At 68.4% G+C, this 26,350-nt stretch carries 33 protein-coding genes; 31 read left to right on the top strand and 2 right to left on the bottom strand.

Annotated features, from left to right (window positions below; translation table 11 throughout):
- Nucleotides 1-2 precede the first annotated feature (2 nt).
- From V6R91_RS11800 to V6R91_RS11820, 5 genes are all read left to right on the top strand, one after another.
- Nucleotides 3-1,169, top strand: coding sequence for a nucleotide sugar dehydrogenase (locus V6R91_RS11800; RefSeq protein WP_336395553.1), 1,167 nt, complete (start codon nucleotides 3-5; stop codon nucleotides 1,167-1,169).
- A gap of 107 nt (nucleotides 1,170-1,276) precedes the next feature.
- Nucleotides 1,277-2,128, top strand: a complete 852-nt coding sequence (locus V6R91_RS11805) for an ABC transporter permease (protein ID WP_271060479.1) — start codon at nucleotides 1,277-1,279, stop codon at nucleotides 2,126-2,128.
- 172 nt (nucleotides 2,129-2,300) lie between these two features.
- Nucleotides 2,301-3,803, top strand: coding sequence for an ABC transporter ATP-binding protein (locus tag V6R91_RS11810; RefSeq protein WP_336395554.1), 1,503 nt, complete (start codon nucleotides 2,301-2,303; stop codon nucleotides 3,801-3,803).
- A 65-nt stretch (nucleotides 3,804-3,868) separates the two neighbouring features.
- Nucleotides 3,869-4,987: a hypothetical protein gene (locus tag V6R91_RS11815; protein ID WP_336395555.1), complete on the top strand. Its 1,119-nt coding sequence runs from the start codon at nucleotides 3,869-3,871 to the stop codon at nucleotides 4,985-4,987.
- Entirely contained in the window at nucleotides 4,984-6,093 is a 1,110-nt protein-coding gene (locus tag V6R91_RS11820) for a glycosyltransferase (RefSeq protein ID WP_336395556.1), read from the top strand. Before V6R91_RS11815 ends, V6R91_RS11820 begins: the two co-directional genes overlap by 4 nt.
- A gap of 4 nt (nucleotides 6,094-6,097) precedes the next feature.
- Here V6R91_RS11820 and V6R91_RS11825 read toward each other — a convergent pair whose 3' ends face one another.
- Together V6R91_RS11825 and V6R91_RS11830 are read right to left on the bottom strand one after the other, a co-directional pair.
- Complete coding sequence (locus tag V6R91_RS11825; RefSeq protein ID WP_336395557.1) at nucleotides 6,098-7,063, bottom strand: glycosyltransferase family 4 protein; 966 nt, start codon at nucleotides 7,061-7,063, stop codon at nucleotides 6,098-6,100.
- Nucleotides 7,063-8,190 carry a glycosyltransferase gene (locus V6R91_RS11830; RefSeq protein ID WP_336395558.1) on the bottom strand — a complete coding sequence of 376 codons (1,128 nt, stop codon included), beginning with the start codon at nucleotides 8,188-8,190 and terminating at the stop codon, nucleotides 7,063-7,065. Before V6R91_RS11830 ends, V6R91_RS11825 begins: the two co-directional genes overlap by 1 nt.
- Before the next feature lie 178 nt (nucleotides 8,191-8,368).
- Between V6R91_RS11830 and V6R91_RS11835 the strand changes: the two genes are divergently transcribed.
- The 26 genes from V6R91_RS11835 to V6R91_RS11960 all read left to right on the top strand — a co-directional run bounded on the left by V6R91_RS11835 (nucleotide 8,369) and on the right by V6R91_RS11960 (nucleotide 26,350).
- The gene (locus V6R91_RS11835; RefSeq protein ID WP_271060484.1) at nucleotides 8,369-10,468 is read left to right on the top strand and encodes a hypothetical protein; all 2,100 of its coding nucleotides are present in this window, start codon (nucleotides 8,369-8,371) and stop codon (nucleotides 10,466-10,468) included.
- 80 nt (nucleotides 10,469-10,548) lie between these two features.
- Nucleotides 10,549-12,285, top strand: a complete 1,737-nt coding sequence (locus tag V6R91_RS11840) for a DUF4012 domain-containing protein (RefSeq protein ID WP_336395559.1) — start codon at nucleotides 10,549-10,551, stop codon at nucleotides 12,283-12,285.
- 152 nt (nucleotides 12,286-12,437) lie between these two features.
- Nucleotides 12,438-13,871 carry a sugar transferase gene (locus V6R91_RS11845; protein WP_336395560.1) on the top strand — a complete coding sequence of 478 codons (1,434 nt, stop codon included), beginning with the start codon at nucleotides 12,438-12,440 and terminating at the stop codon, nucleotides 13,869-13,871.
- A gap of 129 nt (nucleotides 13,872-14,000) precedes the next feature.
- Nucleotides 14,001-14,225, top strand: coding sequence for a hypothetical protein (locus tag V6R91_RS11850; protein WP_271060487.1), 225 nt, complete (start codon nucleotides 14,001-14,003; stop codon nucleotides 14,223-14,225).
- 515 nt (nucleotides 14,226-14,740) lie between these two features.
- Complete coding sequence (gene rpsJ, locus V6R91_RS11855) at nucleotides 14,741-15,049, top strand: 30S ribosomal protein S10 (protein ID WP_017201594.1); 309 nt, start codon at nucleotides 14,741-14,743, stop codon at nucleotides 15,047-15,049.
- Nucleotides 15,050-15,057: 8 nt separating this feature from the next.
- Nucleotides 15,058-15,717 (top strand): 50S ribosomal protein L3, encoded by a 660-nt coding sequence (gene rplC / locus V6R91_RS11860; RefSeq protein ID WP_067242020.1) that lies wholly within the window; start codon nucleotides 15,058-15,060, stop codon nucleotides 15,715-15,717.
- A gap of 5 nt (nucleotides 15,718-15,722) precedes the next feature.
- Nucleotides 15,723-16,379 (top strand): 50S ribosomal protein L4, encoded by a 657-nt coding sequence (rplD, locus tag V6R91_RS11865; protein ID WP_067242023.1) that lies wholly within the window; start codon nucleotides 15,723-15,725, stop codon nucleotides 16,377-16,379.
- Entirely contained in the window at nucleotides 16,376-16,693 is a 318-nt protein-coding gene (gene rplW / locus V6R91_RS11870; RefSeq protein ID WP_067242026.1) for a 50S ribosomal protein L23, read from the top strand. The genes rplD and rplW overlap by 4 nt, the downstream gene beginning before the upstream one ends.
- Nucleotides 16,694-16,713: 20 nt before the next feature.
- Nucleotides 16,714-17,553 carry a 50S ribosomal protein L2 gene (gene rplB, locus V6R91_RS11875; RefSeq protein WP_067242029.1) on the top strand — a complete coding sequence of 280 codons (840 nt, stop codon included), beginning with the start codon at nucleotides 16,714-16,716 and terminating at the stop codon, nucleotides 17,551-17,553.
- A gap of 12 nt (nucleotides 17,554-17,565) precedes the next feature.
- Nucleotides 17,566-17,847, top strand: coding sequence for a 30S ribosomal protein S19 (gene rpsS / locus V6R91_RS11880; RefSeq protein WP_033106056.1), 282 nt, complete (start codon nucleotides 17,566-17,568; stop codon nucleotides 17,845-17,847).
- Between the two features lie 25 nt (nucleotides 17,848-17,872).
- Nucleotides 17,873-18,271 carry a 50S ribosomal protein L22 gene (gene rplV, locus V6R91_RS11885; protein ID WP_336395562.1) on the top strand — a complete coding sequence of 133 codons (399 nt, stop codon included), beginning with the start codon at nucleotides 17,873-17,875 and terminating at the stop codon, nucleotides 18,269-18,271.
- A complete protein-coding gene (gene rpsC / locus V6R91_RS11890) occupies nucleotides 18,271-19,017 on the top strand; it encodes a 30S ribosomal protein S3 (RefSeq protein ID WP_067242036.1) in 747 nt (248 codons plus the stop codon). Before rplV ends, rpsC begins: the two co-directional genes overlap by 1 nt.
- Complete coding sequence (gene rplP, locus V6R91_RS11895) at nucleotides 19,017-19,436, top strand: 50S ribosomal protein L16 (RefSeq protein ID WP_197220281.1); 420 nt, start codon at nucleotides 19,017-19,019, stop codon at nucleotides 19,434-19,436. Before rpsC ends, rplP begins: the two co-directional genes overlap by 1 nt.
- A complete protein-coding gene (rpmC, locus tag V6R91_RS11900; RefSeq protein WP_067242042.1) occupies nucleotides 19,436-19,750 on the top strand; it encodes a 50S ribosomal protein L29 in 315 nt (104 codons plus the stop codon). The genes rplP and rpmC overlap by 1 nt, the downstream gene beginning before the upstream one ends.
- Nucleotides 19,750-20,058: a 30S ribosomal protein S17 gene (rpsQ, locus tag V6R91_RS11905; protein ID WP_067242045.1), complete on the top strand. Its 309-nt coding sequence runs from the start codon at nucleotides 19,750-19,752 to the stop codon at nucleotides 20,056-20,058. Before rpmC ends, rpsQ begins: the two co-directional genes overlap by 1 nt.
- On the top strand, nucleotides 20,055-20,423 hold the full coding sequence (gene rplN, locus V6R91_RS11910) for a 50S ribosomal protein L14 (protein ID WP_067242048.1): 369 nt from the start codon (nucleotides 20,055-20,057) through the stop codon (nucleotides 20,421-20,423). Before rpsQ ends, rplN begins: the two co-directional genes overlap by 4 nt.
- A gap of 2 nt (nucleotides 20,424-20,425) precedes the next feature.
- Entirely contained in the window at nucleotides 20,426-20,785 is a 360-nt protein-coding gene (gene rplX, locus V6R91_RS11915) for a 50S ribosomal protein L24 (protein ID WP_336395563.1), read from the top strand.
- A complete protein-coding gene (gene rplE, locus V6R91_RS11920; RefSeq protein WP_067242055.1) occupies nucleotides 20,785-21,378 on the top strand; it encodes a 50S ribosomal protein L5 in 594 nt (197 codons plus the stop codon). The genes rplX and rplE overlap by 1 nt, the downstream gene beginning before the upstream one ends.
- 206 nt (nucleotides 21,379-21,584) lie before the next feature.
- Nucleotides 21,585-21,983: a 30S ribosomal protein S8 gene (gene rpsH / locus V6R91_RS11925; protein WP_067242059.1), complete on the top strand. Its 399-nt coding sequence runs from the start codon at nucleotides 21,585-21,587 to the stop codon at nucleotides 21,981-21,983.
- Between the two features lie 6 nt (nucleotides 21,984-21,989).
- Nucleotides 21,990-22,526 carry a 50S ribosomal protein L6 gene (rplF, locus tag V6R91_RS11930; protein WP_067242063.1) on the top strand — a complete coding sequence of 179 codons (537 nt, stop codon included), beginning with the start codon at nucleotides 21,990-21,992 and terminating at the stop codon, nucleotides 22,524-22,526.
- A 2-nt stretch (nucleotides 22,527-22,528) separates the two neighbouring features.
- Nucleotides 22,529-22,888: a 50S ribosomal protein L18 gene (rplR, locus tag V6R91_RS11935; RefSeq protein WP_336395564.1), complete on the top strand. Its 360-nt coding sequence runs from the start codon at nucleotides 22,529-22,531 to the stop codon at nucleotides 22,886-22,888.
- Nucleotides 22,885-23,586 (top strand): 30S ribosomal protein S5, encoded by a 702-nt coding sequence (gene rpsE / locus V6R91_RS11940; RefSeq protein WP_067242070.1) that lies wholly within the window; start codon nucleotides 22,885-22,887, stop codon nucleotides 23,584-23,586. The genes rplR and rpsE overlap by 4 nt, the downstream gene beginning before the upstream one ends.
- Nucleotides 23,586-23,771: a 50S ribosomal protein L30 gene (gene rpmD, locus V6R91_RS11945; protein WP_067242074.1), complete on the top strand. Its 186-nt coding sequence runs from the start codon at nucleotides 23,586-23,588 to the stop codon at nucleotides 23,769-23,771. Before rpsE ends, rpmD begins: the two co-directional genes overlap by 1 nt.
- The gene (gene rplO / locus V6R91_RS11950; protein ID WP_084344243.1) at nucleotides 23,771-24,331 is read left to right on the top strand and encodes a 50S ribosomal protein L15; all 561 of its coding nucleotides are present in this window, start codon (nucleotides 23,771-23,773) and stop codon (nucleotides 24,329-24,331) included. The genes rpmD and rplO overlap by 1 nt, the downstream gene beginning before the upstream one ends.
- A 103-nt stretch (nucleotides 24,332-24,434) precedes the next feature.
- Entirely contained in the window at nucleotides 24,435-25,757 is a 1,323-nt protein-coding gene (gene secY / locus V6R91_RS11955; RefSeq protein WP_067242077.1) for a preprotein translocase subunit SecY, read from the top strand.
- A complete protein-coding gene (locus V6R91_RS11960; protein WP_271060507.1) occupies nucleotides 25,754-26,350 on the top strand; it encodes an adenylate kinase in 597 nt (198 codons plus the stop codon). Before secY ends, V6R91_RS11960 begins: the two co-directional genes overlap by 4 nt.

Here is a 26,350-nt window from a genome sequence, read left to right on the forward strand (position 1 = left end):
GAATGAAGATCGCCATCGCGGGGACCGGATACGTCGGTCTGTCCAACGCCGTCATCCTCGCTCAGCACCATCAGGTGGTCGCCTTCGACATCGATCCCGCCAAGGTGGAGATGCTCGGCCGGCGGGTCTCGCCGATCGCCGACCCCGAGCTCGAGGACTATCTCGCCACCCGGGAGCTCGATCTCACCGCGACGACCGATGCGGACGAGGCCTACCGTGCCGCCGAGTTCGTCGTCGTCGCGACCCCGACGAACTACGACGAGGTGACCAACTACTTCGACACGTCCTCGGTCGAGGGCGTCATCGCCGCTGTCCTCGACATCAATCCGGATGCCGCGATCGTGATCAAGTCCACGGTGCCCGTGGGCTTCACCGCCCGGATGAACGCCGAGTACCCGCACGCGACGATCGTGTTCTCGCCGGAGTTCCTGCGTGAGGGGCGTGCGCTGCACGACAACCTCCACCCGTCGCGCATCGTCGTGGGCGACCGCGGCCCCGTCGGGCAGCGCTTCGCCGACCTGCTTCTGGAGGGGGCCATCGCCACAGAGGTGCCGGTACTGCTCACCGATCCCACGGAGGCCGAGGCGATCAAGCTGTTCGCCAACACGTACCTGGCCCTCCGCGTCGCCTACTTCAACGAGCTCGACACCTACGCCGCCGTGCACGGCCTCGACACTCGGCAGATCATCGAGGGGGTCGGCCTCGACCCCCGCATCGGCTCGCACTACAACAACCCGTCGTTCGGCTATGGCGGCTACTGCCTGCCGAAGGACACCAAACAGCTGCTCGCGAACTACTCCGAGGTGCCGCAGAACCTGATCGCGGCGATCGTCGACGCCAACCGCACCCGCAAGGACTTCGTCGCCGCCGACATCCTGGCGCGAGGCCCACGGACGGTCGGCGTCTACCGTCTCGTGATGAAGTCGGGTTCCGACAACTTCCGTGCGTCGTCGATCCAGGGCATCATGAAGCGGATCAAGGCGAAGGGGATCGAGGTCGTCGTGTACGAGCCGACCCTCGAGGACGACGAGTTCTTCCACTCCGAGGTGGTGCGCGATCTGGACGAGTTCAAGGGCCGGGCCGACGTGATCATCGCCAACCGCGCCACCGACGCCCTCGCCGACGTCGCTCACAAGATCTACACTCGCGACATCTACGGCCGCGACTGACCCGCGGGCTGCCGAAGAGGCTTCGCAACTGGGTGGGGTAGCATGATCCGTTGTGCCCGCCCAGGACCGGGGGATCGTGCGTCGGGGCAGAGAGTCGAGGAATCCGCATGGTAGCGAGCGCTGCGCCCACCGCTGCCGGCCTGCCGGAGCTGGGGAAACGTCCTCCGTTGGGCGAGTATCTTGCGGAAACCTGGCGGATGCGAGCTTTCGCACTTCGGCTGGCGGGCAGTCGACTCATCGGAGGGCTGCTGCCGAACCGCCTCGGCGTGCTCTGGATCGTCCTCAAGCCGCTGTCGCTGGCGATCGTCTACGGCACGATCTTCCATTTCCTCCTCTCCGGGTCGGCACGGCCCGAGTACTTCGTGCAGTATCTGATCGTCGGCGTCTTCGTCTTCGAGTTCTTCACCGGGTGTTTCGGAAGTGGCTCGCGAGCGATCACCGGCAACTCCAAGCTTGTCCAGAGTTTCGGTTTCCCGCGAATTCTGCTCCCGATATCCGTCGTCGCGGAACAAGCTTTGCGAATCGTCCCGGTGATGGTGCTGCTTGGGATCTTGCTGCTGGTCTTCGGCGAGCCGATCACCTGGTCCTGGTTGCTCATGATTCCGCTCCTCGCGGTCATGGGGGTGTTCAACCTAGGGCTCTCCCTCGTAGTGTCCAGGATCGCGGTGCGAACGCGGGACATCCAGCAACTGGTGCCGATCATCAACCGTGTGCTGTTCTACGCGACCGGAATCTTTTTCGACATCGATGGTGCGCTCGCCGACTACCCGATTCTGCTGGGGATCGCGCACCTTATCCCCACGTACGACTTCGTCTCCATCGCGCGTGACGTGTTGCTGAGCGGGTACTCCGCTCCGTCGATCGTGTGGGTCGTCGCCCCGATCTGGGCACTCGTGACGATCGTGGTCGGCGTGATCTATTTCTGGCGGGGCGAGCCGAGGTACGGTATCAGTGACTGATCTGCTGCTTCCGGAGCCGTTTGCCGGTTCGCTCGATGTCGCGCCGCGCCCGATGATGATCGCGGACAACCTGCATGTCAACTATCGGGTGTATGCGTCCGGGAAGCGGCTGACGACCCGAGAAACGCTGACGAGTCTCCGCTCTTTCCGAGGGGGACGGGATCTTCAGACCGTGCCGGCACTCCGAGGCGTGAGCTTCACGGCGTCCGAGGGGGAGTCCATCGGTGTCGTCGGGCACAACGGCTCCGGCAAGTCGACGCTCTTCCGAGCGATGAGCGGCCTCATCCCTCCGTCCGAGGGAGCGATCTACGCGCGTGATCGTCCGGTGCTGCTCGGCGTGAACGCGGCCCTGGTGCCCGAGCTCTCGGGAGAGAACAACATCCGTCTCGGGCTGCTGGCGATGGGCTTCAGCCCTGAAGAGGCGGCGGGACGAGTCGACGAGATCGCCGACTTCGCGGAACTCAACGACTTCATCTACCACCCGATGCGGACTTATTCCTCAGGGATGGCCGCGCGGCTGAAGTTCGCCATCGCCTCTGCGAAGGCACACTCGATCCTCCTCATCGACGAGGCGCTGGCGGTGGGGGACCGGCGCTTCCGGGCGAAGAGCGAGAAGCGCATCAACGAGCTGCGCGACAGTGCCGGTCTGGTGATGATCGTCAGCCATTCCGTCGGGTCTCTCAAGGAAACCTGCGAGCGGGTCCTCTGGGTGCACAAGGGCGAGCTGATCGCCGACGGCCCCACGAACGACGTCATTAGCGAGTACGTTGCCTGGACGCGAAATCCTGGTGCCAGCGCGGTCGGAGCGGCCTCCGTGGCGAAGCCCCGAACGAAGAACGCGCCGATCGCCGTGGGGTTCGAGCCGCGTCCCGGAGCCGACGGAACCGCGCAGAGCGGACGCGCACCGGCGGTCGAGGGCGTCGCGTCGTCGACCGAGCTCGGCGCCCGCACCGTCGCGCGTCGCGAACGCCATCGTCGCGCCGCGCAGCGCACGCAGAAGCGCAGCGTCCTGCTCATGGTGCTCACCGGCGTCGCCGTGCTGCTCGCGGTGGCGGCCGGCGCGATCATCGGCGCGCTCGCCAGCGTCGCGGCGCCGGCCGGCCCCGAACCGTCCGCTCCGCCCCGAGCCGACAACGCTGCCGACGAACGACCGGTGATCCGCAGCTTCACCGCGAACGCCGTGACAATCGATTGCCCCGCAGAGGACGCCAAGGCGCAGGTGCTGCTGAGCTGGCAGATCGACAACGCGGAGAACGTCGCCCTCGGCGCGGGCCCCGCGCAGGTCGACGCGCTCGACTTCCCGATCGCCGCTGCCCTGCCCGCCCGGATCACGGATCGCGTCGTCCCGTTCTCGTGTGCGACGGGATCCACCGTCTACACGGTGACCGCCGAGAACGCGGACGGAACCCGCACCAGCGCCCCTCTCACGGTCACCCGCGTGCTTCCCACTCCCACCCCGGTCCCCGAGGTGCCGGCGGACGAGTTCTTCGAACCGGACCCCGAGCCGGAGGAGCCCGCGCCGGCGCCGACGACTCCACAGGAGCCGAGCAGCCCGCCCGTCGAGCCCTCGGAACCGCCGGTCGATCCCACGGATCCGCCGGTCGATCCCACGGATCCGCCCGTGGATCCGACACCGACCATCGAGCCGACGCCTCTTCCGACCCTCGATCCCTGAGCGGTCGTCGCGGCACGAACCCCTCCGTGTACGACTCCATCCTGAGAAACCGTCGAGGCCTGCCCATGCGACCGTCAGAACCGCGATCATCTCGCCGTTCGCGCGGGACCGCGACTCGCCGAACGAGGACCTTCGTCTCCCTCACCGGCCCGGCGGGCAACATCGGCGACGCCCTCATCCGGCGCGAGACGCTGCGGTGGGCGGAGGGCACGAGCGACGAGCTGGTCGCGTACACCGGCGAGGGGCCCGACGTGTGGCTCCGACAGCTGGGGATGCCTGCGCACGCCGTGGTGCTGCGGTCCAAGAAGTCTGTTCCGCGCTGGCTCTGGCTGCTCCTCACGGCGCCGCGTCGTCCCGTCCTGGTGTTCGAGGCGGGTGAGATCCCGCTGGATCGGGGCAACGGGCTCCGGGAGCTCGTGTTCCTCGCGGAGACCCTCATCGTCCGGCTCAAAGGGGGAGTGGTCGTCCGCCCGCCGCGGGGCATCCGAGCGCCGTCCCGGCCGGCGCTCGCCATCCACCGCCTCGCGGCCCGCCTGTCCCAGGTGGCCCTGTGGCGCGACGCCCGCACGATGCGGATCGCGCGCGCGGGGAGGCTCGCGCCCGACATCGGCTTCTCCGCCGGATCCCGCCCCGGCCGCGACTGGGATGAGCGCACCGACCTCGTCGTGAGCCTGCGCGGTGCCCGACCGCTGCCGGACGCGGCCTGGCTCGACGCGGTGCGCCGAGCGGCGGACGACGCCGGACTCACCATTCGCACGGTCGTCCAGGTGCGCGAGGACGAGGAGCGCGCACGAGAGCTGGCCCGCCTTCTCGGGGGCGAGGTCGAACCGTGGGGCGACGTCGACCCCCGGGACCAGGAGGAGCGCCTCCGGGAGCGCTACGACGGCGCGCAGCTGGTCGTGAGCGACCGGATGCACGTCCTCGTGCTGGCCGCGCTGAGCGGGGCGATCCCGGTCGAGCTGGTCCCGCACCCGACGGCCAAGATCACGGATGCGTTCGCGGCCATCGGCCTGGACGGCGTGTCGCACGATGCATCCGCCCGGGAGCCCGAGCAGCTGCGAGTGATCCTGCACCCGAGTCCCGAGCGTGCGGCCGAGGTCGCGGACCGCGTGCGCCGCGCGGAGGCGGATCTCGCCCGGATCCACCGGGAGATCCGCGCGCGCATCGAGCGAGCCCGGACATGACGGGCGGCCCCCCGCGGCAGCCCACGGCGGGACGCGCACGCTATCTCTTCCTCTCCCACAGCCACCCGTTCGGCCCCTTCCGCGTGGGAAGCCACCACTACGCACGTGTGCTCTCCGAGCGCGGTGCGGACGTCGTGCACGTGAGCACCCCGATCTCGACCCTCCACCGGCTGACCGGACGCGTCCGCGCGAGCGAGCTGGTCGCGGTGCCGCGTCGTCCCCGCCGGGACGCGCACGGCGTGCTGCACGTCGTTCCGCGGACCACCGTGCCGGTGCCGCTCGGCAGGTTCCGCGTGGCGAGGATGCTGGAGCGTGAGGGGATCGACGGCCTCTTCGACGCCGTGCTCATCGATCAGCCGCTGCTCTGGGACGAATCGGTGCGTTCCCTGTCCCGGACGCTCGTCTATCGCCCGACGGACCTGTATCCCGGCGGTCTCAAACACGACGTGCAGCGCCGGATCCTGGAGGCGGCCGACGCGGTCGTCGCCACATCCGACGAGGTGCTGCGGAGTCTGGGAGCCCCCCGCGTGCCCGCGCTCGTCCTGGAGAACGGAGTGGAGCTCGGGCGCTTCGCCTCGCCGGCCGGAGAACAGCGCCCCCGCCCCGCCCGCTGCGTCTACGTCGGAGCGCTCGACGATCGCTTCGACTGGGATCAGGTCGCCGCCTGGGCCCGCCAGCATCCCGACGTCCCCTTCCTCATCGCCGGTCCGAACCCACGGCCGCCATCAGCGCTGCCGGCGAACGTGGAAGCCCTCGGGGCCGTCACGTACACGGACGTGCCCGCGCTGCTGCACTCGGCGCGGGTCGGGCTGCTCCCGCTGTCGGACGACCCGCTCAACGCCGGGCGCAGCCCGATGAAGCTCTACGAGTACCTGGCGGCGGGGCTGAGCGTCGTGGCCAGGGAGACGCCCGGCATCCGTGGCCGATCCGACCTCGGCATCGAGACCTACCGCGACGGCGCTGACGCGGCGGCGGCCCTGGAGCGCGCGCTCGCGCACCCGTCGCCGAACCGATTCGGCGAGGAAGGGGCACGCGACCAGTCCTGGGAGCGGAAGACGGACGCGCTGACGCTCTTCCTCGAGACGGTGCGGGAAAGCACGGCCTAGGCCGTCAGGCGGTCAGTCGCGAGATCGTGTCCGAGACGATCGTCGCCGTCCGCCCCCAGTCGTACCCGGTGGGCGGATCGACCCGCCGGCCGGAGGCCAGGGCGCGGGTCAGCGCGTCCGACCACGCCCCCCGGTCGTCCGAGGACGGCACGGCCCAGCCGCGGTCCCCGACGATCTCCGCGACGGCCTCGCAGCCCTCCCAGAAGACGACGGGCACGCCGCACCGGATCGATTCCAGCGCGGGAAGGCCGAACCCCTCGAGGGTGGACGGCATGACGGTCGCCGCCGCGCCGCGGTAGAGGTCGGCGAGCTCCTCGTCGTCGACCCCGCTCACCCATCGCACCCGGGGGGATATCCCGCGGGTCTCGGTCCTCGCGCTCAGCTCGGGGATCTCGTGCTCGGGGACGACCGCCACCAGTCGCGCGTCCCGTGCCGACGTGAGCGCGTCCAGGACGACGTCCAGGTTCTTGTGTGCCCGACCGTTCCCGACGAACAGCAGATAGGGATCGGACGCGGACACGACGCCCGCGCGGGGGCGGAAGGCCGCGGAGCAGCCGTTGCCGGCGTTGACGATCTCCACGGCGTCGTCGTCGATCCAGTCCCGGATCGCCCGAGCCGACGTGTCCGAGACCGTGAGGACCACGCCGGCCCTGCGCACGACCGTTCGGACCGGGCCCGAGTAATACGCCGCGAAGGTCCAGCGCCGGATCCCCGGGGCTCTCAGCTGGATGAGGTCGTGGAGCGTGAGCAGCTGGCGGCCGGCGCGCAGGAGCGCCCCGTAGCCCGGGGAGTAGACGAGCGCGTCCGCGGCGGACGCGCTGCCCACCGGACGGAAGGCGTCCACGGCGGTGAACGGGGATCCGCCGAGCGCCAGGTCCTCCCACGGCGGCGTCAGGCGGGGGAGGACCTCGGCGGCGTACCGTCCGATGCCGTGGGCGCCGCGGTAGCGGTCGTCGACGAAGACCCGCATCAGACGGCCCTCGCCGGCGTCGCGTCGCCCGAGGCGAGGGACTCGGCGACCCACACGCGGATGCGGTCGGCGAAGACCTCCTCGGAGAACCGCTCGCTCTGAGCCCGGCACGCCTCCGGGGACACCCGGGTCACCGTGTTGACGGCGCGCCGCATCTCCTCCGGAGACCAGTCCTCGACGAGCACTCCCGTGCTCCCGTCCACGATCGTCTCGGCCGTTCCGCCCAGCGCGTTCGCGATGACGGGGCGCCCGGCCGCCATCGCCTCCACGGGGACAATGCCGAAGTCCTCCACCGCGGGAAAGACCAGGGCGAGGCAGCGGTGCAGCAGCGCGCGGTAGAGGTCCGGGCCGGGCGAGCGGACGAAAGTCACCGCGCCGGGAGCGTGCTCTGCGGCGAACGCGCGCAGCCGTTCCTCATCGGGGCCCGCGCCGGCCAGCACCACCGGCACACCGGCCGCGGCCCCCGCCTGGACGGCCAGGTCCAGCCTCTTGTACGGGATGAACCGGGAGAAGCCGAGGAGGAACGTGTCCGGCAGGCGGTCGAGCACGTCCTGGTCGTGCGCGCTCGGTTCCGGCGTGACGAGGAACGAGGCGACATCCACGGGCGGGTGGATCACGGTGCTCTCGCGGTGCCACGCCCGGGCGATACGGGTCTGGACGAACGCGCTGTTCGCGGCGATCGCGACGGCTTCCTGAGCGCGTCGTCGATCCAGGTCCTTCATCGTGCCGGCGGCTGCCTTCACGGGGAGGGAACCGCCGCGCGCATCGAGCTCGGGGTTCCAGATGTACCGAGCGGGCGTATGGGCGTACACGAGCTTGGGGGCGCTGCGGGCGGGGCCCGCGAACCGTGCGTGGTGCGCGAAGAGGTGCGAGCTCGCGAGCACCCACTCGGCGTCGACGGAGGGAAGGGAGCGCCAGGCCAGGGGCATCAGGGGAAGCGCCGCCGCTTTGCGGCCTCGCAGGGGCGTGCGAGCCAGCCAGGTCTCTCCGTCGACGGCGAACCGGCCGTCGCTGTCGTTCCACAGGCAATAGCGGGCGGCATCCGGGAAGATCCGCGTCAGGGACTCGAAGACGTTCTCGGATCCGCCGCGGGGGGCGAGCCACTCGTGCACCAGGGCGCCGCTCACAGGACGGGTGCCGTTTCGGAGCGAGGGCGGGCGCGGAAACGTGCCCGCGGGCTCGGGCGGACCGCGGAGAGCATGTGTCGAGTCTAGAGAGCTTGACCGGGCCCCGCACTCGAGGCTGTCAGCTTCGTCCCGGCTCGCACCGGATAGGTTGGTGCGGACGCACGGGGGAAAGGATGCCATGGCACTGCGCGTGACGAAGAAGACGGTCATCATCGCCAGCACGGTGGCCGTGCTCCTGGTGGCCGGGAGCGCGGCGGTGGCCGTGGTCGGTATTCCCGCCCTGCGGTCGGATGCCCAGACGAAGGGCGAGACCCCGACGCCGAAGCCCACCGCGTCGCCGACGCCGACCCCGACGCCCGACCCTCCCGCGGAGGTGCCGGTCACGAACACCGCGCGGGCGTCCATCGACGGGTGGACGCTGGCCGATCGGACCGTCGTCGGCGCGGTGCTGCCCGAGGTCGGCGCTGCAGCGACCGGCGCCGTGTCCTTGCGGGTGGACGCCCCGGCGAACGATCCGGACGTCATCGCGGCCTCCTCCGCCGTGGCCTTGGCGCCCGGCGGGCAGTACACCCTCCGCCTCGCTGCGCGCGTGCTGGCGGAGCGGAAGACCGACCCCGCCGCCCGTCTGACCGTCGCCGGGCAGACCTTCGTGCTTCCGCCTCTGGATGCGGACTGGGAGACCCTCGAGTTCCCGTTCACGGCTCCGGCCGACCAGTCGCCCGAATCCTCGCTCGACCTCGTGCTCGGCGGCACCGTCCGGGGCCTCGGCATCGACGACGTGTCGATCACGGGCAGCGGCGGGGAGGAGCTCGTGGCCAACGGCTCGTTCGAGGCCGTGCAGACCCCTTCCGGCATCGTCAACGATTCGCTCATCATGACCGACGAATCCGCCGTGCTCGCCGTGTCGCTGGCCGAGGGCGCCGTGCAGTGGAGCGCGACCTCCAGCGCCGGAGGGGATCCGATCTCCGGTCAGGCCGAGGTCCGCGGACCGCTCGCGGCACTGCCGCTGACCGGCGTCGGACAGGGCCACTACACGGTCACGGTGGACGACGCCGCCGGACAGCACATCGAGACGGCCGTCGCCGTGATCGACGCCGAGGGGTTCGCGGTCGCCCAGGACAGCCGCTTCGGCGTCGCGTCCCACGTCGAGAAGGAGCCCTTCGCGGGCACCGGGACCCTGGCTTCGGCCCTCGGCTTCGCGGAGGTCCGCAACGACATCTCCTGGGAGCGCAACGAGAAGGTCGCCGGGGAGTACGCGTGGGACGAGAACTACGTGCGCGAGTTCTCCCGCATGCACGCGAACGGCGTGAAGCTCCTGGGGATCGTGGCGTACGGCAACCGGGTCTACGGGACCCGGCGCGCCCCGTCCGGCGACGAGTCGATCCAGGCCTACGCCCGGTACGCGAAGGCTGTCGCGGACCGGTTCGACATGGTCGGCCTCGAAGTGCTCAACGAGTTCAACCACCGCGACACCGACACGGCGTGCGGCAAGGCCCCGTCCTGCTACGTGCCCATCGCGCAGGCGGTCCGCGATCAGGTGAGCCCTGCGCACCCGGACCTTCCGATCGTCACGGGATCGACGGCGTTGTACGACCGGGACTGGTTCGTCGGGTTCTGGCAGGCGGGCGGTCTCGCAGCGACCGATGCGATCAGCTACCACCCCTACGAGTCCTGGATCGATCGCAATCCCGACCTGATCGCCGGCACCGTGCAGCAGTCCTACGCCGACATGCAGGAGTTCGCCGGCGAGACCCGCCCCGTCTGGGTGACGGAGATGGGGTTCCCGACACACCATGACGGTGTCTCCGAGCTCGATCAGGGCCGGATGCTGGTGCGGAACGAGACGCTGGCCTTCGCCAACGGGGTCGAGAAGTACATCTGGTACGACCTCGTCAACGACCAGAACGACCCGGTCGCCGGCGAGGCGAACTTCGGGCTCTACGAGAACAGCCCTCGGGAGAACGTCGTCGCACTCGCACCGAAGCCCGGAGCCTTCGCGCAGGCGCTGATGATCGCCCGGCTCGGCGGCAAGGCCTTCACGACCACCGAGTCCGATGAGACGAGCACGGTCGAGGTGTTCGGCCAGGGCGCCGATGCGACCCGCGTCGCCTGGGCCGACCAGGAGCTGCAGCGGACGTTCGACTCGAAGGTCCCGCTGGTGGTCACCGACCTCTCCGGGCGCAGCCAGATCGTCGAACCCGTGAAGGGCGAGGTCACCCTGACGCTCGGCGCGTCGCCGGTGTTCATCTCCGCTGCCGCCCCGGCGGCGTCGGACTGACTCCCGCCCGGCCGAGGCTCGTCGCCAAGGCTCGGTTGTTATGATTCATCGCTTGATCCCGAAGGAAAGGTACGTCGTCGATGAGCAGTGAGGGCCTGCGAAGGCGGAACATCGACGAACGGCTGAGCCTTCGCAAGACCCGGCGGCGCCGGGTCTGGGTGATCCTCGCCCTTGTCGTCATCGCGCTGCTTCTCGCCGTCTGCTGGGTGGGCCTGCGCGCGATCACGGTGAAGGACGGCCTGACCAAGAGTCAGGAGCTGATCAAGGAGGTCGAGGCCGGCCGCGACGTGAAGGACGTGCTCGGCGAGCTGTCCGAGACCGCGGCCAGCGCCGGCGGCGCCGCATCGGACCCGGTGTGGTGGCTGGCGGAGTGGGTTCCGGTCGTCGGGGACAACCTCCGCGGCGTGCGCTATGCCGCGCAGTCCTTCGACGCCCTCGTGAACGGCGTGGCCGTGCCCGTGATGGGGTCCGGAGAGGGCTCGGGCTCGGTGACGCAGCGGCTCCTCGCGGCCGCCGAGGAGCAGGGGGAGCGCATCACCGGTCTCGCCGAGGGGCTGGACGGCGTCGCGCACTCGCCCTTCCTGATCGGACCGGTGCGGGAGGGCGTCGACCAGGTCAACAGCGTGATGTCCACGGCGGGACCCGCGATCGGGATCTTGCCGGAACTGCTCGGTGCGGACGGCGCGCGCAACTATCTCCTCGTGTTCCAGAACAACGCCGAGACCCTCGCCCTCGGAGGCAGTGCGGCGGCCCAGGCGCTCGTGCACGTCGACGGCGGTTCCTTCTCGATGGGCGCGCAGGGCAACAGCGGCAGCTATCAGAACGGCGTCGCCGTGGATGTGGACGTTCCGCAGAGCGCCATCGACCTGTACACGAGCTATCTCGTGGATCACCTCAACACGAGCATGAGCCGGCCGGACTTCCCCACGGCGGCGCAGATCATGCGCGCCTGGTGGCAGCGCGACATCGCCCCGGATGACATCGCCGGAGTGATCTCGATCGATCCGCTCGCGCTGTCGCGGATCCTCGTCGCGACCGGCCCCATCGAGCTGCCCACCGGCGACGTGCTGTCCTCCGACAACGCCGTCTCGCTCCTTCTGAGCACGGTCTACGGACGATGGGACTCGTACAAGGAGCCGGAGCTGGTCGACGGCTTCTTCGCCGCGGCGGCGGCCGCGGTGTTCGACAAGATCGCCACGGGCGAGTTCGATCCGAAGGACATGCTGTGGGCGATCACGGAGAGCGCTTCGAAGGGCAGCGTGATGGTGTGGAGCGACGACCCGAAGATCGCCGACGCGATCGAGGGCTCGCGGATCAGCGGCGTCCTGCCCACGGACAACGACGAGAACACGACCATCGGGGTCTACTTCAACAACAGCAACGGCTCGAAGATCGACTACTTCACCGAGACCGCGACCTCCGCGTCGGCCGTGTGCGAGGCGGGCAAGACGACCTACACGGCGTCGGCCTCGCTCAGCCTGCCTCTGTCCCAGCAGCAGGCGGAGGCGCTGCCCCGGTACGTGCAGAGCATGACGTTCGGCGCGCGCTTCCGCGACTGGATCTACATCTACGGCCCTCCCGGCACGACCCTTGCGACCGCGGACTTCTACGGCGACGAGATCTCGGTGATGCACAAGGACATCGACGATCTCGGTCGTCCGGTGGTCGCCTTCGAGGCGTGGTTTGATCCCGGGGACACCGTCGAGGTGGCTGCCTCGTTCGTCGGCCCCGAGGGCGAGCGCGGCCCGCTCCAGGTGCAGACGAACCCGATGGTGAACGGGGCGAAGCCCGCCGTCACCGACAGCTGCGGAAAGTGACGCCGAAGCGCGCATCTTCAGGAGATTCCAAGACGGTTTAGACTGACTCGCGTCCTGGTGTCCATCGCAGGGAGGTGAGGGACGTCGTCGTCCAGCTCGAGCGCGACAGCTCCGGCGCCTCAGGGGAACCGAGGAAGACCCCGCGGGTTCCCGTGCAGAAAGCGCGCCGGCCGGCGTGGCCGCGACGGTACGCGAGCCGCCTGTTCTACAGCGACCTCGTCGTCATCCTGTTGGTGCTCGCGGTCTCGTCCTTCGTCGTCCTCCCCGGGCCGTTCACCCACGTCTCCTGGCCCGACGGCCCGCGCATCCCCTATCTGGTCGCGCTCGGCGTGACGGGTTTCGTGTGGGTGATCGCGCTCGACGCGACCGACTCCCGCGATCGCCACATCGTCGGCCAGGGCGCGGACGAGTACCGGCGCATCGTCAACGCAACGCTCGCCGTGTTCGCCGTGACGGTCGCCACCGCCTTCTTCCTGGGGATGGACCTCTCCCGGTTGTTCGTCGCCGTCGTCTTCCCGTTCGGGCTGCTGCTCCTGCTGCTGTCGAGGTGGCTGTGGCGCCAGTGGCTGCGCGGAAGGCAGAAGGCCGGGCAGTACCTGCATCGGGCCGTGGTGATCGGCGAGCCGTCCAAGGTCTCCGTCGTCGCGCGCGAGATCCGACGGGCCAAGAGCAGCGGGTACGAGATCGTCGGCGTCATCACCGATCGTGCGCGCGCCGGCGGCGTCTCCGGTTTCGACGTGCTCGGCGACATCGCGAACGTCGAGTCCGTCCTGGACGAGGTGCGCTTCGACGCGCTGATCATCGTCGGCTCCGACGATCTCGACCCGATGACGATGCGCCGTCTCGGGCACGCCCTCTCGGACCGGGACATCCAGCTCATCATGGCGCCGGTGCTCACCGATGTCGCCGGTCCTCGCCTGCACACGACACCCGTCGCCGGTCTTCCTCTGGTCCACGTCGACTTCCCGCGGCTGGAAGGCGCGCAGCGATTCCTCAAGCGGACCTTCGACCTCATCGGGTCCGCGATCCTCCTGGTGGTGCTCTCGCCCGTCTTCCTCGCCACCGCGATCGCGATCCGAGTGGACGGCCCCGGCGGGATCATCTACTCCCAGGAGCGCATCGGCCGTGGGGGACGGACGTTCGGCATGCGGAAGTTCCGATCGATGGTCGCCGATGCGGACGACCAGCTCGCGTCGCTGCTCGATCTGCAGGGCGACGGCGGGACACCGCTCTTCAAGATCAACGACGACCCGCGGATCACCCGTGTCGGCCGCTTCCTCCGGCGCCACTCCATCGACGAGCTGCCGCAGCTCGTGAACGTGCTCCGCGGCGACATGAGCCTGGTCGGTCCTCGCCCGCAGCGTGCCACGGAGGTCGCCCTCTACGACGACGTCGCGTATCGCCGCCTGCTGGTGAAGCCCGGGATGAGCGGCCTGTGGCAGGTCAGCGGACGGTCGAGCCTGTCCTGGGAGGAGACCATCCGCCTGGACCTCTACTACGTGGAGAACTGGTCGCTGACCCAGGACATCGTGATCCTCTTCCGCACCGTCCGCGCGGTCATCCGGCCACAGGGGACGGCACGCTGAGGACCCGTTCTCACTCCCGCGGCGCCGTGTTACGGGGCACCCCGTACGGGCCTACCGCTCGACGCCGCCACGTTGCACAATGAGAAGCGTCGGCCGCTCGGCCGGCGAATGCTGACCGGGAGGAACCCGATGGGTATCGAAGAGTCGTTCAACGACGTCGTCAACAAGGGCAAGGACTTCGTCGAGCAGAACAAGGACAAGATCGACGAGGCCATCCACAGCGAGCAGGCCGAGGGGATCAGCGACAAGATCCTCGACGGCGTCGCCGGCTTCGCGAAGAAGGTCGCCCCGGGCGCCTCCGAGCAGATCGACGGCGTGCGCGACAACATCGACAAGTCGATCGGCACCGAGTGACCTGATCTCTCCGAAGGCCCCTCACCACGGCGGTGCGGGGCCTTCGTCGTGTCCGTGCCCCTCCCGCTCGATGGCCCGGGGTGCGGGGATCCGGGGCTGATCCGAGGCTTCTCCGAGGCGCGACACGCCCGGGTTTGCAGGACGCGAATCGGGCATGGCAGAATAGACAGGTTCCACATTCCGGCGGTGCGTTCGCGTGCCCCCGGATCACTGCCAGGCAGTGCATAGACGGCGCAGGCTCCCGAAGCCCGGCGCAGGGTTCTAGGCCGCGGGCAGGAGAACGCACAACCGACACCTCCTCACCGAGGCCTCGCCATGCGCGGGGGTCGGCATCCGGGCGCCGCGAGGCCTCGGGCTGACAGCAGAACAGTGGTGCGCCTTCGACGGCCCACGAGCCGCGAGGTCTCGTGAGTCCCGGAGGAGCGCAAGGCGTGAAGAGCGCCGACGTGCGTCCAATGCCCCCGAGCCCACCTGGCGCGGGACGGTACGACGCTTTGAAGAGAGTGAGCAGACAAATGGCGGGACAGAAGATCCGCATTCGCCTGAAGTCGTATGACCACGAGGTCATCGACACGTCGGCGCGCAAGATCGTCGACACCGTGACCCGTGCGGGCGCGACCGTCGTCGGCCCCGTGCCGCTTCCGACCGAGAAGAACGTCGTGTGCGTCATCCGGTCGCCCCACAAGTACAAGGACAGCCGCGAGCACTTCGAGATGCGCACCCACAAGCGCCTCATCGACATCGTGGACCCGACGCCGAAGGCCGTCGACTCGCTCATGCGTCTCGACCTCCCGGCGGACGTCAACATCGAGATCAAGCTCTGAGGATCGACATGGCTGACATCAACGCAAAGATTTCCAAGGGCATGCTCGGCACCAAGCTGGGCATGACCCAGGTCTGGAACGAGAACGGCAAGCTCGTTCCCGTCACCGTCATCGAGCTCGCGCCGAACGTGGTCACCCAGATCCGCACCCCCGAGAAGGACGGCTACAACGCCGTGCAGATCGCGGCCGGTCAGATCGACCCGCGCAAGGTCACCAAGCCCCTGACGGCCCACTTCGAGGCCGCCGGCGTCACGCCGCGTCGCCACGTCACCGAGGTCCGCACCGCGGACGCTGCTGACTACTCACTCGGTCAGGAGCTGACGGTGGAGGGCGTGTTCGAGGCCGGCCAGCTGGTCGACGTCGTCGGCACCAGCAAGGGCAAGGGCACCGCCGGTGTCATGAAGCGTCACAACTTCAAGGGCGTCTCCGCTTCGCACGGTGCGCACCGCAACCACCGCAAGCCCGGTTCGATCGGCGCCTCGGCGACCCCGAGCCGCGTCTTCAAGGGCATGCGCATGGCCGGCCGTATGGGCGGCGAGCGTGTGACCGTCCTCAACCTCACGGTGCACGCCATCGACGCTGAGAAGGGACTCATGCTCGTCAAGGGCGCCGTCCCCGGCGCGCGCGGCCGCATCGTCTACGTCCGCAACGCAGTGAAGGGTGCCTAAGTCTCATGGCTGACACGACTCTCACTCTCGACGTCCTGTCGGGCGGCAAGAAGACCGGTACGGTCGACGCGCCCGCCGCGATCTTCGATGTCAAGACCAACGTCCCGCTGATCCACCAGGTCGTCGTCGCGCAGCGCGCGGCGGCTCGCCAGGGCACGCACTCGACCAAGCGTCGCGGCGAGGTGTCCGGCGCCGGCCGCAAGCCCTTCAAGCAGAAGGGCACGGGTAACGCCCGCCAGGGCTCGATCCGCGCGCCGCACATGACCGGTGGTGGCATCGTCCACGGCCCGAAGCCGCGCGACTACTCGCAGCGCACCCCCAAGAAGATGATCGCCGCCGCCCTCGCGGGCGCGCTGAGCGACCGCTACCGCGGAGAGCGCCTGCACGTCGTCGAGTCCTTCGGCATCGAGGGCAAGCCCTCGACCAAGACGGCCGCCGCGTTCCTGAAGGCGCTGCCGGGCAAGACGGTCCTCGTCGTGCTCGACCGCACCGACGACACGAACGCCCTGAGCGTCCGCAACCTGGCCGGCGTGCACGTGCTGTACGCGGACCAGCTCAACGCCTACGACGTGGTCGTCTCCGACGACATCGTCTTCACCAAGGCCGCCTTCGACGCGTTCGTCGCTGCGAAGACCGGCTCGATCGAGGAGGTCTCGGCATGAGCGACAACGTCCTCGCCACCGCGGGCAACAAGGACCCGCGCGACATCATCCTGAAGCCGGTCGTCTCCGAGAAGAGCTACGGGCTCATCGACGAGGGCAAGTACACCTTCCTCGTGGACCCGCGCGCCTCGAAGACGGAGATCAAGCTCGCCATCGAGAAGATCTTCGACGTCAAGGTCGCTTCGGTGAACACGATCAACCGCGTCGGCAAGGCCCGCCGCACCCGCTTCGGCACGGGCAAGCGCAAGGACACCAAGCGCGCCATCGTGTCCCTGAAGTCGGGCACCATCGACATCTTCACGGCAGTGAACTGACCGGGGGATAAGGACAGATAATGGCTATTCGCAAGTACAAGCCCACGACCCCGGGTCGCCGTGGTTCGTCGGTGGCCGACTTCGCCGAGATCACCCGATCCACGCCGGAGAAGTCGCTGCTTCGTCCGCTCGCCAAGACCGGTGGGCGCAACAACCAGGGCCGCATCACCACCCGCCACATCGGTGGTGGGCACAAGCGCCAGTACCGCGTGATCGACTTCCGTCGCAACGACAAGGACGGGATCAACGCGAAGGTCGCCCACATCGAGTACGACCCCAACCGCACGGCTCGCATCGCGCTGCTGCACTACTTCGACGGCGAGAAGCGCTACATTCTCGCGCCGAACAAGCTGAAGCAGGGCGACGTCGTCGAGTCCGGCGCCGGGGCGGACATCAAGCCGGGCAACAACCTGCCGCTGAAGAACATCCCGACCGGTACCGTGATCCACGCGATCGAGCTGCGTCCCGGCGGCGGTGCGAAGATGGCCCGTTCGGCCGGCGCCTCGGTGCGTCTGGTCGCGAAGGACGGCCCCTACGCCCAGCTGCGTCTGCCCTCGGGCGAGATCCGCAACGTCGACGCGCGCTGCCGCGCGACGATCGGCGAGGTCGGCAACGCCGAGCAGTCGAACATCAACTGGGGTAAGGCCGGCCGCAAGCGCTGGAAGGGCGTGCGCCCGACCGTCCGCGGTGTCGCGATGAACCCGGTCGACCACCCGCACGGTGGTGGTGAGGGCAAGACGTCCGGTGGTCGTCACCCCGTCACCCCGTGGGGTCAGGCGGAGGGTCGTACCCGTCACGCCAACAAGGAAAGCGACAAGTACATCGTGCGTCGCCGTAACGCCGGCAAGAAGCGCAAGTAGGAGTAAGAGAAGATGCCTCGCAGTCTTAAGAAGGGCCCCTTCGTCGACGAGCACCTGCTTCGCAAGGTCGTCGTTCAGAACGAAGCCGGATCCAAGAACGTCATCAAGACCTGGTCGCGCCGGTCGATGATCATCCCCGCCATGCTGGGACACACCATCGCCGTGCACGACGGTCGCAAGCACATCCCCGTGTTCGTGACCGAGACCATGGTCGGTCACAAGCTGGGCGAGTTCGCGCCCACCCGCACCTTCCGCGGCCACGAGAAGGACGACAAGAAGGGCCGTCGCCGCTGACGCGGGGACGCAAGAGGAGAGAGAAATGGTGGAGTCCATCGCACGCGTGCGACACATCCGCGTGACCCCTCAGAAGGCTCGTCGTGTCGTGGCGCTCATCAAGGGCAAGCAGGCCGAAGAGGCCCTCGCCATCCTGAAGTTCGCGCAGCAGAGCGCGTCCGAGCCGATCTACAAGCTCGTCGCGTCGGCCATGGCCAACGCGCAGGTGAAGGCGGACCGCGACGGCGAGTTCCTCGACGGGCAGGACCTGTACGTCAAGAACGCCTACGTGGACGAGGGGACGACGCTCAAGCGTTTCCAGCCCCGCGCCCAGGGCCGCGCGTTCCAGATCAAGAAGCGCACGAGCCACATCACGGTCGTGCTGGCCACCCCTGAGGCCGCCGAGGCGGCCCCGGTGGCAGAGACGAAGAAGGCGAGCAAGTAATGGGACAGAAGGTAAACCCGTACGGCTTCCGCCTCGGCATCACGACGGACCACGTGTCGCGTTGGTTCTCGGACTCGACGAAGCCGGGCCAGCGTTACGCCGACTACGTCGCCGAGGACATCAAGATCCGCAAGCTCCTGCAGACGCAGCTCGACCGCGCCGGCGTCTCGAACATCGAGATCGAGCGCACTCGTGACCGCGTGCGGGTGGACATCCACACCGCGCGTCCGGGCATCGTGATCGGTCGTCGTGGGGCCGAGGCCGAGCGCATCCGCGGCGACCTCGAGAAGCTCACGGGCAAGCAGATCCAGCTGAACATCCTCGAGGTCAAGAACCCCGAGGCCGACGCTCAGCTCGTGGCGCAGGGCATCGCGGAGCAGCTCTCTGCGCGCGTCGCCTTCCGCCGTGCCATGCGCAAGGGCCTCCAGGGCGCCCAGCGCGCCGGCGCCAAGGGCGTCCGGATCCAGGTCTCGGGCCGCCTCGGCGGCGCGGAGATGAGCCGGTCGGAGTTCTACCGCGAGGGTCGTGTGCCGCTGCACACGCTGCGCGCGAACATCGACTACGGGTTCTACGAGGCCAAGACCACCTTCGGCCGCATCGGCGTGAAGGTCTGGATCTACAAGGGCGACCTCACCAACAAGGAGCTCGCACGCGAGCAGGCCAACCAGAAGCCGTCGCGCGACCGTGGCGACCGCCGTCGCGGCCCGCGCAACGAGGCTCCCGTCGCAGAAGGAGCGTCTGCCTGATGCTTATCCCTCGTAAGGTCAAGTACCGCAAGCAGCACCACCCCAAGCGGGACGGCCAGGCCACCGGCGGCACGAAGGTCTCCTTCGGCGAGTTCGGCATCCAGGCCCTCACGCCTGCGTACGTGACGAACCGTCAGATCGAGGCTGCTCGTATCGCGATGACCCGTCACATCAAGCGTGGCGGAAAGGTGTGGATCAACATCTACCCCGACCGTCCGCTCACCAAGAAGCCGGCCGAGACCCGCATGGGTTCCGGTAAGGGCTCGCCGGAGTGGTGGGTCGCCAACGTCAAGCCGGGTCGCGTCCTCTTCGAGGTCGCGGGCGTCAACGAGCAGCTCGCTCGCGAGGCCCTGACCCGTGCCATTCACAAGCTGCCGCTCAAGGCACGCATCATCAAGCGCGAGGAGGGCGACGCGTAATGGCGATCGGCACCAAGGAGCTCGCTGTCGCCGAGCTCGACACGTTCGAAGACCAGCGCCTCGTCGAGGAGCTGCGCAAGGCCAAGGAGGAGCTGTTCAACCTCCGTTTCCAGTCGGCCACCGGCCAGCTGGAGAGCCACGGCCGCATTCGCGCCGTCAAGCGCGACATCGCGCGCCTCTACACCGTGATCCGTGAGCGCGAGCTCGGCATCCGTGCGACGCCGGCTCCGGTCGAGGCTCCGGCCAAGAAGGCGTCCAAGGCGAAGGCGAAGAAGGCCGATGAGGCCGACGCGCCGAAGGAGGAGGCCGAGTAATGGCTGAGAAGAAGACCGCTGAGGTCGTGGAGTCGCACGATGTCCGCGACGCCGGCGCCCGTGGCTACCGCAAGGCGCGCCGCGGCTACGTCGTCAGCGACAAGATGGACAAGACCATCGTCGTCGAGGTCGAGGACCGCGTGAAGCACCCGCTGTACGGCAAGGTCATCCGCCGCACGGAGAAGGTCAAGGCGCACGACGAGAACAACACCGCCGGCATCGGCGACCTCGTCCTCATCAACGAGACCCGGCCGCTGAGCGCGACCAAGCGCTGGCGTCTGGTGGAGATTCTGGAGAAGGCCAAGTGATCCAGCAGGAGTCCCGCCTCAAGGTCGCCGACAACACCGGCGCGAAGGAGCTGCTCACCATCCGTGTGCTCGGCGGCTCGCGTCGCCGGTACGCCGGTCTCGGTGACACCATCGTCGCGACCGTCAAGGACGCGATCCCGGGCGGCAACGTCAAGAAGGGCGATGTCGTCAAGGCCGTCATCGTCCGTACCAAGAAGCAGACGCGCCGTGCAGACGGCTCGTACATCAAGTTCGACGAGAACGCCGCCGTGATCCTGAAGAACGACGGGGAGCCCCGCGGCACCCGCATCTTCGGCCCGGTCGGTCGTGAGCTTCGTGACAAGAAGTTCATGAAGATCGTCTCGCTCGCCCCGGAGGTCATCTGATCATGGCGAACATCAAGAAGGGCGACCTCGTCCAGGTCATCAGCGGCCGCAAGCAGGACAAGGGCGGCGACCGCGGCAAGCAGGGCAAGGTCCTCGAGGTCCTCGCCGAGCAGAACCGCGTGATCGTGGAGGGCGTCAACTACGCCACCAAGCACACGCGTGTCGGCCAGACGCAGCGCGGCACCAAGACGGGCGGCATCGAGACCATCGAGGCCCCCATCCACATCTCGAACGTCGCCCTGGTCGACCCGGAGACGAAGAAGCCGACCCGCGTCGGTCACCGCGTCGAGGAGCAGACCAAGGACGGCGTGAAGCGCACGGTCCGCGTGCGCTACGCGAAGAAGAGCGGTAAGGACCTCTGATGAGCGACACCACCACTGCCGCGCCGGCTGGCAAGATCCAGCCGCGCCTGAAGCAGAAGTACAAGAACGAGATCCAGCAGAAGCTGCAGGACGAGTTCGGGTACAAGAACGTCATGCAGATCCCCGGCCTGGTCAAGGTCGTCGTCAACACCGGTGTCGGTGAGGCGGCTCGCGACAGCAAGGTGATCGACGGCGCGATCGACGATCTCACCAAGATCACCGGTCAGAAGCCGGTCGTGACGAAGGCCCGCAAGTCCATCGCGCAGTTCAAGCTGCGCGAGGGCCAGGCCATCGGCGCGCACGTCACCCTCCGCGGCGACCGTGCGTGGGAGTTCCTCGACCGCCTGGTCAACCTCGCCCTGCCCCGCATCCGCGACTTCCGCGGTCTGTCCGGCAAGCAGTTCGACGGCCACGGCAACTACACCTTCGGTCTCACCGAGCAGAGCGTGTTCCACGAGATCGATCAGGACAAGATCGACCGCGTGCGCGGTTTCGACATCACCGTCGTGACCACGGCCGAGACGGACGACGAGGGTCGTGCGCTGCTGCGCCACCTCGGCTTCCCGTTCCGCGCCGACGACGCCCAGGCGTGATGACCGCCGGTCGTTGAGCGAGGAGCGAAGCATCGAGACGAAACGCGGTTCCCGTGGGATCACCGCGTTTCGTCTCGCTTCGCTCGCTCAACGACCGGATGGTTTTTCGGCGTGTCCCGCTTGACGTACAATTGAAAATTGTGTGTTCACGAAGGTCGGCGTCCGTGTAACGGGCGTCGAAACCTCATGATCGAAAGAAGAAGACAATGACAATGACAGACCCGGTCGCAGACATGCTGACCCGTCTGCGCAACGCGAACTCGGCGCACCACGACTCCGTGACCCTGCCGTCGAGCAAGCTCAAGACGCACATCGCCGAGATCCTCCAGCAGGAGGGCTACATCGCAGGGTGGGAGGTCACCGACGCCCGTGTCGGCAAGAACCTCACGCTGACCCTGAAGTACGGCGCCAACCGCGAGCGTTCGATCGCCGGCATCAAGCGCGTGTCGAAGCCCGGTCTCCGCGTGTACGCGAAGTCCACGGAGCTCCCCAAGGTGCTCGGCGGCCTCGGCGTCGCGATCCTGTCCACCTCCTCCGGTCTTCTCACCGACCGCCAGGCTGAGCAGAAGGGCGTGGGCGGAGAAGTTCTCGCCTACGTGTGGTGATCTGACATGTCGCGTATTGGACGACTTCCCATCGAGATCCCTGCGGGCGTGACCGTCACGGTCGACGGCCGCGAGGTCTCGGTGAAGGGCCCCAAGGGAGAGCTCTCCCTGACGGTGGCCTCTCCCATCGAGGTCGAGGTGCAGGAGGGCCAGGTCCTGGTCACCCGCCCCGACGACGAGCGCGAGTCGCGGTCGCTGCACGGCCTGACCCGCACCCTCATCAACAACGACATCATCGGCGTGACCCAGGGCTACACCAAGGGCCTTGAGGTCGTCGGCACCGGTTACCGCGTCCAGCAGAAGGGCAGCTCGGTCGAGTTCGCCCTCGGCTTCTCGCACCCGGTCCTGGTCGACCCGCCCGCCGGCATCACCCTGACGGTGGAGGGCACGAACAAGCTCACCGTCAGCGGGATCAGCAAGCAGGCCGTCGGCGAGGCGGCTGCGAACATCCGCAAGATCCGCAAGCCCGAGCCGTACAAGGGCAAGGGTGTGCGCTACGCCGGCGAGGTCGTGCGTCGCAAGGCCGGAAAGGCTGGTAAGTAACCATGGCTGTGAAGTCGAAGTCCGACGCCCGCGCGCGTCGTCACGCCCGCCTTCGCAAGAAGATCGTCGGCACCGAGGCGCGTCCGCGCCTGGTCGTCAACCGTTCGGCCCGCCACGTCTTCGTGCAGCTGGTCGACGACAGCAAGGGCCGCACCGTGGCCTCCGCTTCCACGCTCGAGACCGACCTGCGCACCTTCGAGGGCGACAAGACGGCCAAGGCCCGCAAGGTCGGCGAGCTCGTCGCCGAGCGCGCGAAGGCCGCCGGGATTTCCGAGGCTGTGTTCGACCGCGGCGGCAACCGCTACGCCGGTCGTGTCTCCGCCATCGCCGATGGCGCCCGTGAAGGGGGGCTGGCACTGTGAGTGACAACAAGGAGAACGAAGTGACCGAGACGGCTACGGCTCCCGCCGAGACGGCGGCCGGAACCGAGGCTCCCCAGCGCGACGAGCGCCAGGGTCGCCGCGGAGGCCGTGACCGCGGTCAGGGCGGTCGTGACCGCAACTCGCGCGACCGCGGGGACAACCAGTTCCTCGAGCGCGTGGTGACCATCAACCGTGTCTCGAAGGTCGTCAAGGGCGGCCGTCGCTTCAGCTTCACCGCGCTCGTCGTGGTGGGTGACGGCAACGGTCTCGTGGGCGTCGGCTACGGCAAGGCCCGCGAGGTGCCCCTCGCGATCTCGAAGGGCGTCGAGGAGGCGAAGCGGAACTTCTTCCGCGTGCCGCGCGTCGGCACCACCGTCCCGCACCCGGTGCAGGGCGAGGCCGCGGCCGGCGTCGTGCTGCTGCGTCCGGCTGCCGCCGGTACCGGTGTTATCGCCGGTGGTCCGGTCCGCGCCGTGCTCGAGTGCGCCGGCATCCACGACGTGCTCTCGAAGTCCCTCGGGTCCTCGAACACGATCAACATCGTCCACGCCACCGTCGAGGCGCTGAAGTCCCTCGAGGAGCCGCGCGCCGTCGCCGCTCGTCGTGGACTCGCCTACGACGCCGTCGTTCCGGAGATCATCATCCGCAACGAGGAGAAGGCCGCTGCGGCTGCCGCCGCGCAGAAGGTAGGTGCCTGATGGCCGCACGGCTCAAGGTCACGCAGGTCAAGTCCAAGGTGAGCGAGAAGCAGAACCAGCGCGACACGCTGCGCAGCCTCGGTCTCAAGCGGATCGGCGACTCCGTCGTCCGTCCGGACGACGCGCAGACGCGCGGCTACGTCAAGACCGTCGCTCACCTCGTGAAGATTGAGGAGATCGACTGATGGCTGAGAAGAACGAAGCCGTCGAGGCCGAGAAGGCCCCGAAGAAGGCCGCCGCTCCGAAGGCCGCGGCCAAGAAGGCGCCTGCCAAGGCGGCCCCGAAGAAGGACGCCCCGGTCTCGCGCCCGGGCGTGCTGAAGGTGCACCACCTGCGTCCGGTCCCCGGCGCCAACACCGCCAAGACCCGTGTCGGTCGTGGTGAGGGCTCCAAGGGCAAGACCGCCGGTCGTGGCACGAAGGGCACCAAGGCCCGCAACACCGTCCGCGTCGGATTCGAGGGTGGGCAGATGCCGCTGCACATGCGCACCCCGAAGCTGCGTGGCTTCAAGAACCCGTTCCGCGTCGAGTACCAGGTCGTGAACCTGGACAAGCTCGCGGAGCTGTACCCGGCCGGTGGCGAGGTCACCGTGAGCGACCTGGTCGCCAAGGGCGCGGTTCGCAAGAACGAGAAGGTCAAGGTTCTGGGCAACGGCGAGATCGCCGTGAAGCTCACCGTGTCGGTCGACAAGGTCTCGGGTTCCGCCGAGCAGAAGATCGTCGCGGCGGGCGGCTCCGTCAAGTAGCCGACGACAAGAGGGGCCGGAGAAACCTCCGGCCCCTCTTGCGTTACCCTGGTTTCTTGGCCGCCCCTTGTCGGATCGGCATCCCTTTTCAGGAGGCACACCTTTGTTCAGCGCCATCGCGCGGATCTTCCGCACACCGGACCTGCGCCGGAAGATCGGCTTCACCCTGGCGATCATCGCGATCTACCGACTCGGCTCCACGGTGCCGGCTCCGTTCGTCAACTTCCCGAACGTGACGCAGTGCATCGCGGACAACTCGGGTACCGAAGGCCTCCTGGGACTCGTCAACCTCTTCTCCGGCGGCGCTCTGCTGAAGCTGTCGATCTTCGCCCTCGGCGTGATGCCGTACATCACCGCGACGATCATCACCCAGCTCCTGCGCGTCGTCATCCCGCACTTCGAGACGCTGCACAAGGAGGGCCAGGCCGGCCAGGCCAAGCTCACCCAGTACACGCGCTACCTGACGATCGCGCTCGCGCTCCTGCAGTCGACGACGCTGGTGACGGTGGCCCGCAGCGGCCAGCTCTTCGGCCAGAACTCCGGCGGCGCCTGCGCCCAGCTCCTGACCAATGACGTGTGGTGGGCGCAGCTGCTGATGATCATCACGCTGACGGCCGGAACGGGTCTCATCATGTGGTTCGCCGAGCTCGTCACCGAGCGCGGCATCGGCAACGGCATGTCGCTGCTCATCTTCACCTCGATCGCCGCGACCTTCCCCGGCGCCATGTGGGCGATCTGGGAGACCCGCGGTTTCGAGGTCTTCCTCCTCGTCCTGGCGATCGGCATCGTCGTGATGACGGCCGTCGTGTTCATCGAGCAGTCGCAGCGACGCATCCCGGTGCAGTACGCCAAGCGCATGGTCGGCCGCCGCACGTACGGGGGTACGAACACGTACATCCCGATCAAGGTCAACATGGCGGGCGTGATCCCGGTGATCTTCGCCTCCTCGCTGCTGTACATCCCGATGCTGGTCGCGCAGTTCAACATCCCGCAGGACGGCTCGACCCCGCCGGAGTGGGCGACCTGGATCATGCAGTACTTCGTGACCGGCGACCACCCGCTCTACATGGCGGTGTACTTCCTGCTCATCATCGGCTTCACCTACTTCTACGTCGCGATCACCTTCAACCCGGTCGAGGTCGCCGACAACATGAAGAAGTACGGCGGCTTCATCCCCGGCATCCGCGCCGGACGCCCGACGGCGGAGTACCTTGAGTACGTCCTGACGCGGATCACCCTTCCGGGCTCGCTGTACCTCGGCGTGATCGCGCTCATCCCGCTCATCGCGCTGGCCACGGTCGGTGCGAACCAGAACTTCCCGTTCGGCGGCGCGTCGATCCTCATCATCGTCGGCGTGGGGCTCGAGACCGTGAAGCAGATCGACGCGCAGCTCCAGCAGCGCCACTACGAAGGGCTCCTCCGATGACCGCTCGTCTCCTGATCGTCGGACCGCAGGGATCGGGCAAGGGCACGCAGGGTGTGCGCGTGGCGGAGGCCTTCGGGGTCCCGGTCGTCTCGACCGGAGACATCTTCCGCGCGAACATCAAGAACGGCACCGAGCTCGGCAAGCAGGTCACCTCGATCCTCGACGCGGGCGACCTCGTCCCGGACGAGCTGACCGGCGAGATCGTGCGCGACCGGCTGTCCCAGCCCGATGCGGCGGACGGCTTCCTGCTGGACGGGTATCCCCGCAACGCCGCCCAGGTGGCGCACCTCGACGCGTTCCTCGCGGAGTCCGGCGCCGCGCTCGACGCGGTCATCCTGTTGGACGTCCCGCGCGAGGAGAGCATCGAGCGCCTGCGGCTGCGCGCCGAGGAGCAGGGGCGCACGGACGACACCCCCGAGGCCATCGCGCACCGGCTCGACATCTACGAGCAGGAGACGGCTCCGATCCTGGAGGCGTACGGGGAGCGCGGTATCGTCGACCGGATCGACGGCGTGGGCGGGCTCGACGAGGTCACCGAGCGGATCTTCGCCGCGCTCCAGGCCCGTGGCCTCGAGCGCGCGGTCGCGGTCTGA

It is taken from the genome of Microbacterium sp. CCNWLW41, from assembly GCF_037083505.1.

Bases quoted from the DNA above. Each gene is read 5' to 3' on its own strand.
- V6R91_RS11800 (WP_336395553.1), top strand. From the start codon at position 3: ATGAAGATCGCCATCGCGGGGACCGGATACGTCGGTCTGTCCAACGCC.
- V6R91_RS11805 (WP_271060479.1), top strand. From the start codon at position 1,277: ATGGTAGCGAGCGCTGCGCCCACCGCTGCCGGCCTGCCGGAGCTGGGG.
- V6R91_RS11815 (WP_336395555.1), top strand. From the start codon at position 3,869: ATGCGACCGTCAGAACCGCGATCATCTCGCCGTTCGCGCGGGACCGCG.
- V6R91_RS11820 (WP_336395556.1), top strand. From the start codon at position 4,984: ATGACGGGCGGCCCCCCGCGGCAGCCCACGGCGGGACGCGCACGCTAT.
- V6R91_RS11825 (WP_336395557.1), bottom strand. From the start codon at position 7,063: ATGCGGGTCTTCGTCGACGACCGCTACCGCGGCGCCCACGGCATCGGA.
- V6R91_RS11835 (WP_271060484.1), top strand. From the start codon at position 8,369: ATGGCACTGCGCGTGACGAAGAAGACGGTCATCATCGCCAGCACGGTG.
- V6R91_RS11840 (WP_336395559.1), top strand. From the start codon at position 10,549: ATGAGCAGTGAGGGCCTGCGAAGGCGGAACATCGACGAACGGCTGAGC.
- V6R91_RS11850 (WP_271060487.1), top strand. From the start codon at position 14,001: ATGGGTATCGAAGAGTCGTTCAACGACGTCGTCAACAAGGGCAAGGAC.
- rpsJ (WP_017201594.1), top strand. From the start codon at position 14,741: ATGGCGGGACAGAAGATCCGCATTCGCCTGAAGTCGTATGACCACGAG.
- rplC (WP_067242020.1), top strand. From the start codon at position 15,058: ATGGCTGACATCAACGCAAAGATTTCCAAGGGCATGCTCGGCACCAAG.
- rplD (WP_067242023.1), top strand. From the start codon at position 15,723: ATGGCTGACACGACTCTCACTCTCGACGTCCTGTCGGGCGGCAAGAAG.
- rplW (WP_067242026.1), top strand. From the start codon at position 16,376: ATGAGCGACAACGTCCTCGCCACCGCGGGCAACAAGGACCCGCGCGAC.
- rplB (WP_067242029.1), top strand. From the start codon at position 16,714: ATGGCTATTCGCAAGTACAAGCCCACGACCCCGGGTCGCCGTGGTTCG.
- rpsS (WP_033106056.1), top strand. From the start codon at position 17,566: ATGCCTCGCAGTCTTAAGAAGGGCCCCTTCGTCGACGAGCACCTGCTT.
- rplV (WP_336395562.1), top strand. From the start codon at position 17,873: ATGGTGGAGTCCATCGCACGCGTGCGACACATCCGCGTGACCCCTCAG.
- rpsC (WP_067242036.1), top strand. From the start codon at position 18,271: ATGGGACAGAAGGTAAACCCGTACGGCTTCCGCCTCGGCATCACGACG.
- rplP (WP_197220281.1), top strand. From the start codon at position 19,017: ATGCTTATCCCTCGTAAGGTCAAGTACCGCAAGCAGCACCACCCCAAG.
- rpmC (WP_067242042.1), top strand. From the start codon at position 19,436: ATGGCGATCGGCACCAAGGAGCTCGCTGTCGCCGAGCTCGACACGTTC.
- rpsQ (WP_067242045.1), top strand. From the start codon at position 19,750: ATGGCTGAGAAGAAGACCGCTGAGGTCGTGGAGTCGCACGATGTCCGC.
- rplX (WP_336395563.1), top strand. From the start codon at position 20,426: ATGGCGAACATCAAGAAGGGCGACCTCGTCCAGGTCATCAGCGGCCGC.
- rplE (WP_067242055.1), top strand. From the start codon at position 20,785: ATGAGCGACACCACCACTGCCGCGCCGGCTGGCAAGATCCAGCCGCGC.
- rpsH (WP_067242059.1), top strand. From the start codon at position 21,585: ATGACAATGACAGACCCGGTCGCAGACATGCTGACCCGTCTGCGCAAC.
- rplF (WP_067242063.1), top strand. From the start codon at position 21,990: ATGTCGCGTATTGGACGACTTCCCATCGAGATCCCTGCGGGCGTGACC.
- rplR (WP_336395564.1), top strand. From the start codon at position 22,529: ATGGCTGTGAAGTCGAAGTCCGACGCCCGCGCGCGTCGTCACGCCCGC.
- rpmD (WP_067242074.1), top strand. From the start codon at position 23,586: ATGGCCGCACGGCTCAAGGTCACGCAGGTCAAGTCCAAGGTGAGCGAG.
- rplO (WP_084344243.1), top strand. From the start codon at position 23,771: ATGGCTGAGAAGAACGAAGCCGTCGAGGCCGAGAAGGCCCCGAAGAAG.
- V6R91_RS11960 (WP_271060507.1), top strand. From the start codon at position 25,754: ATGACCGCTCGTCTCCTGATCGTCGGACCGCAGGGATCGGGCAAGGGC.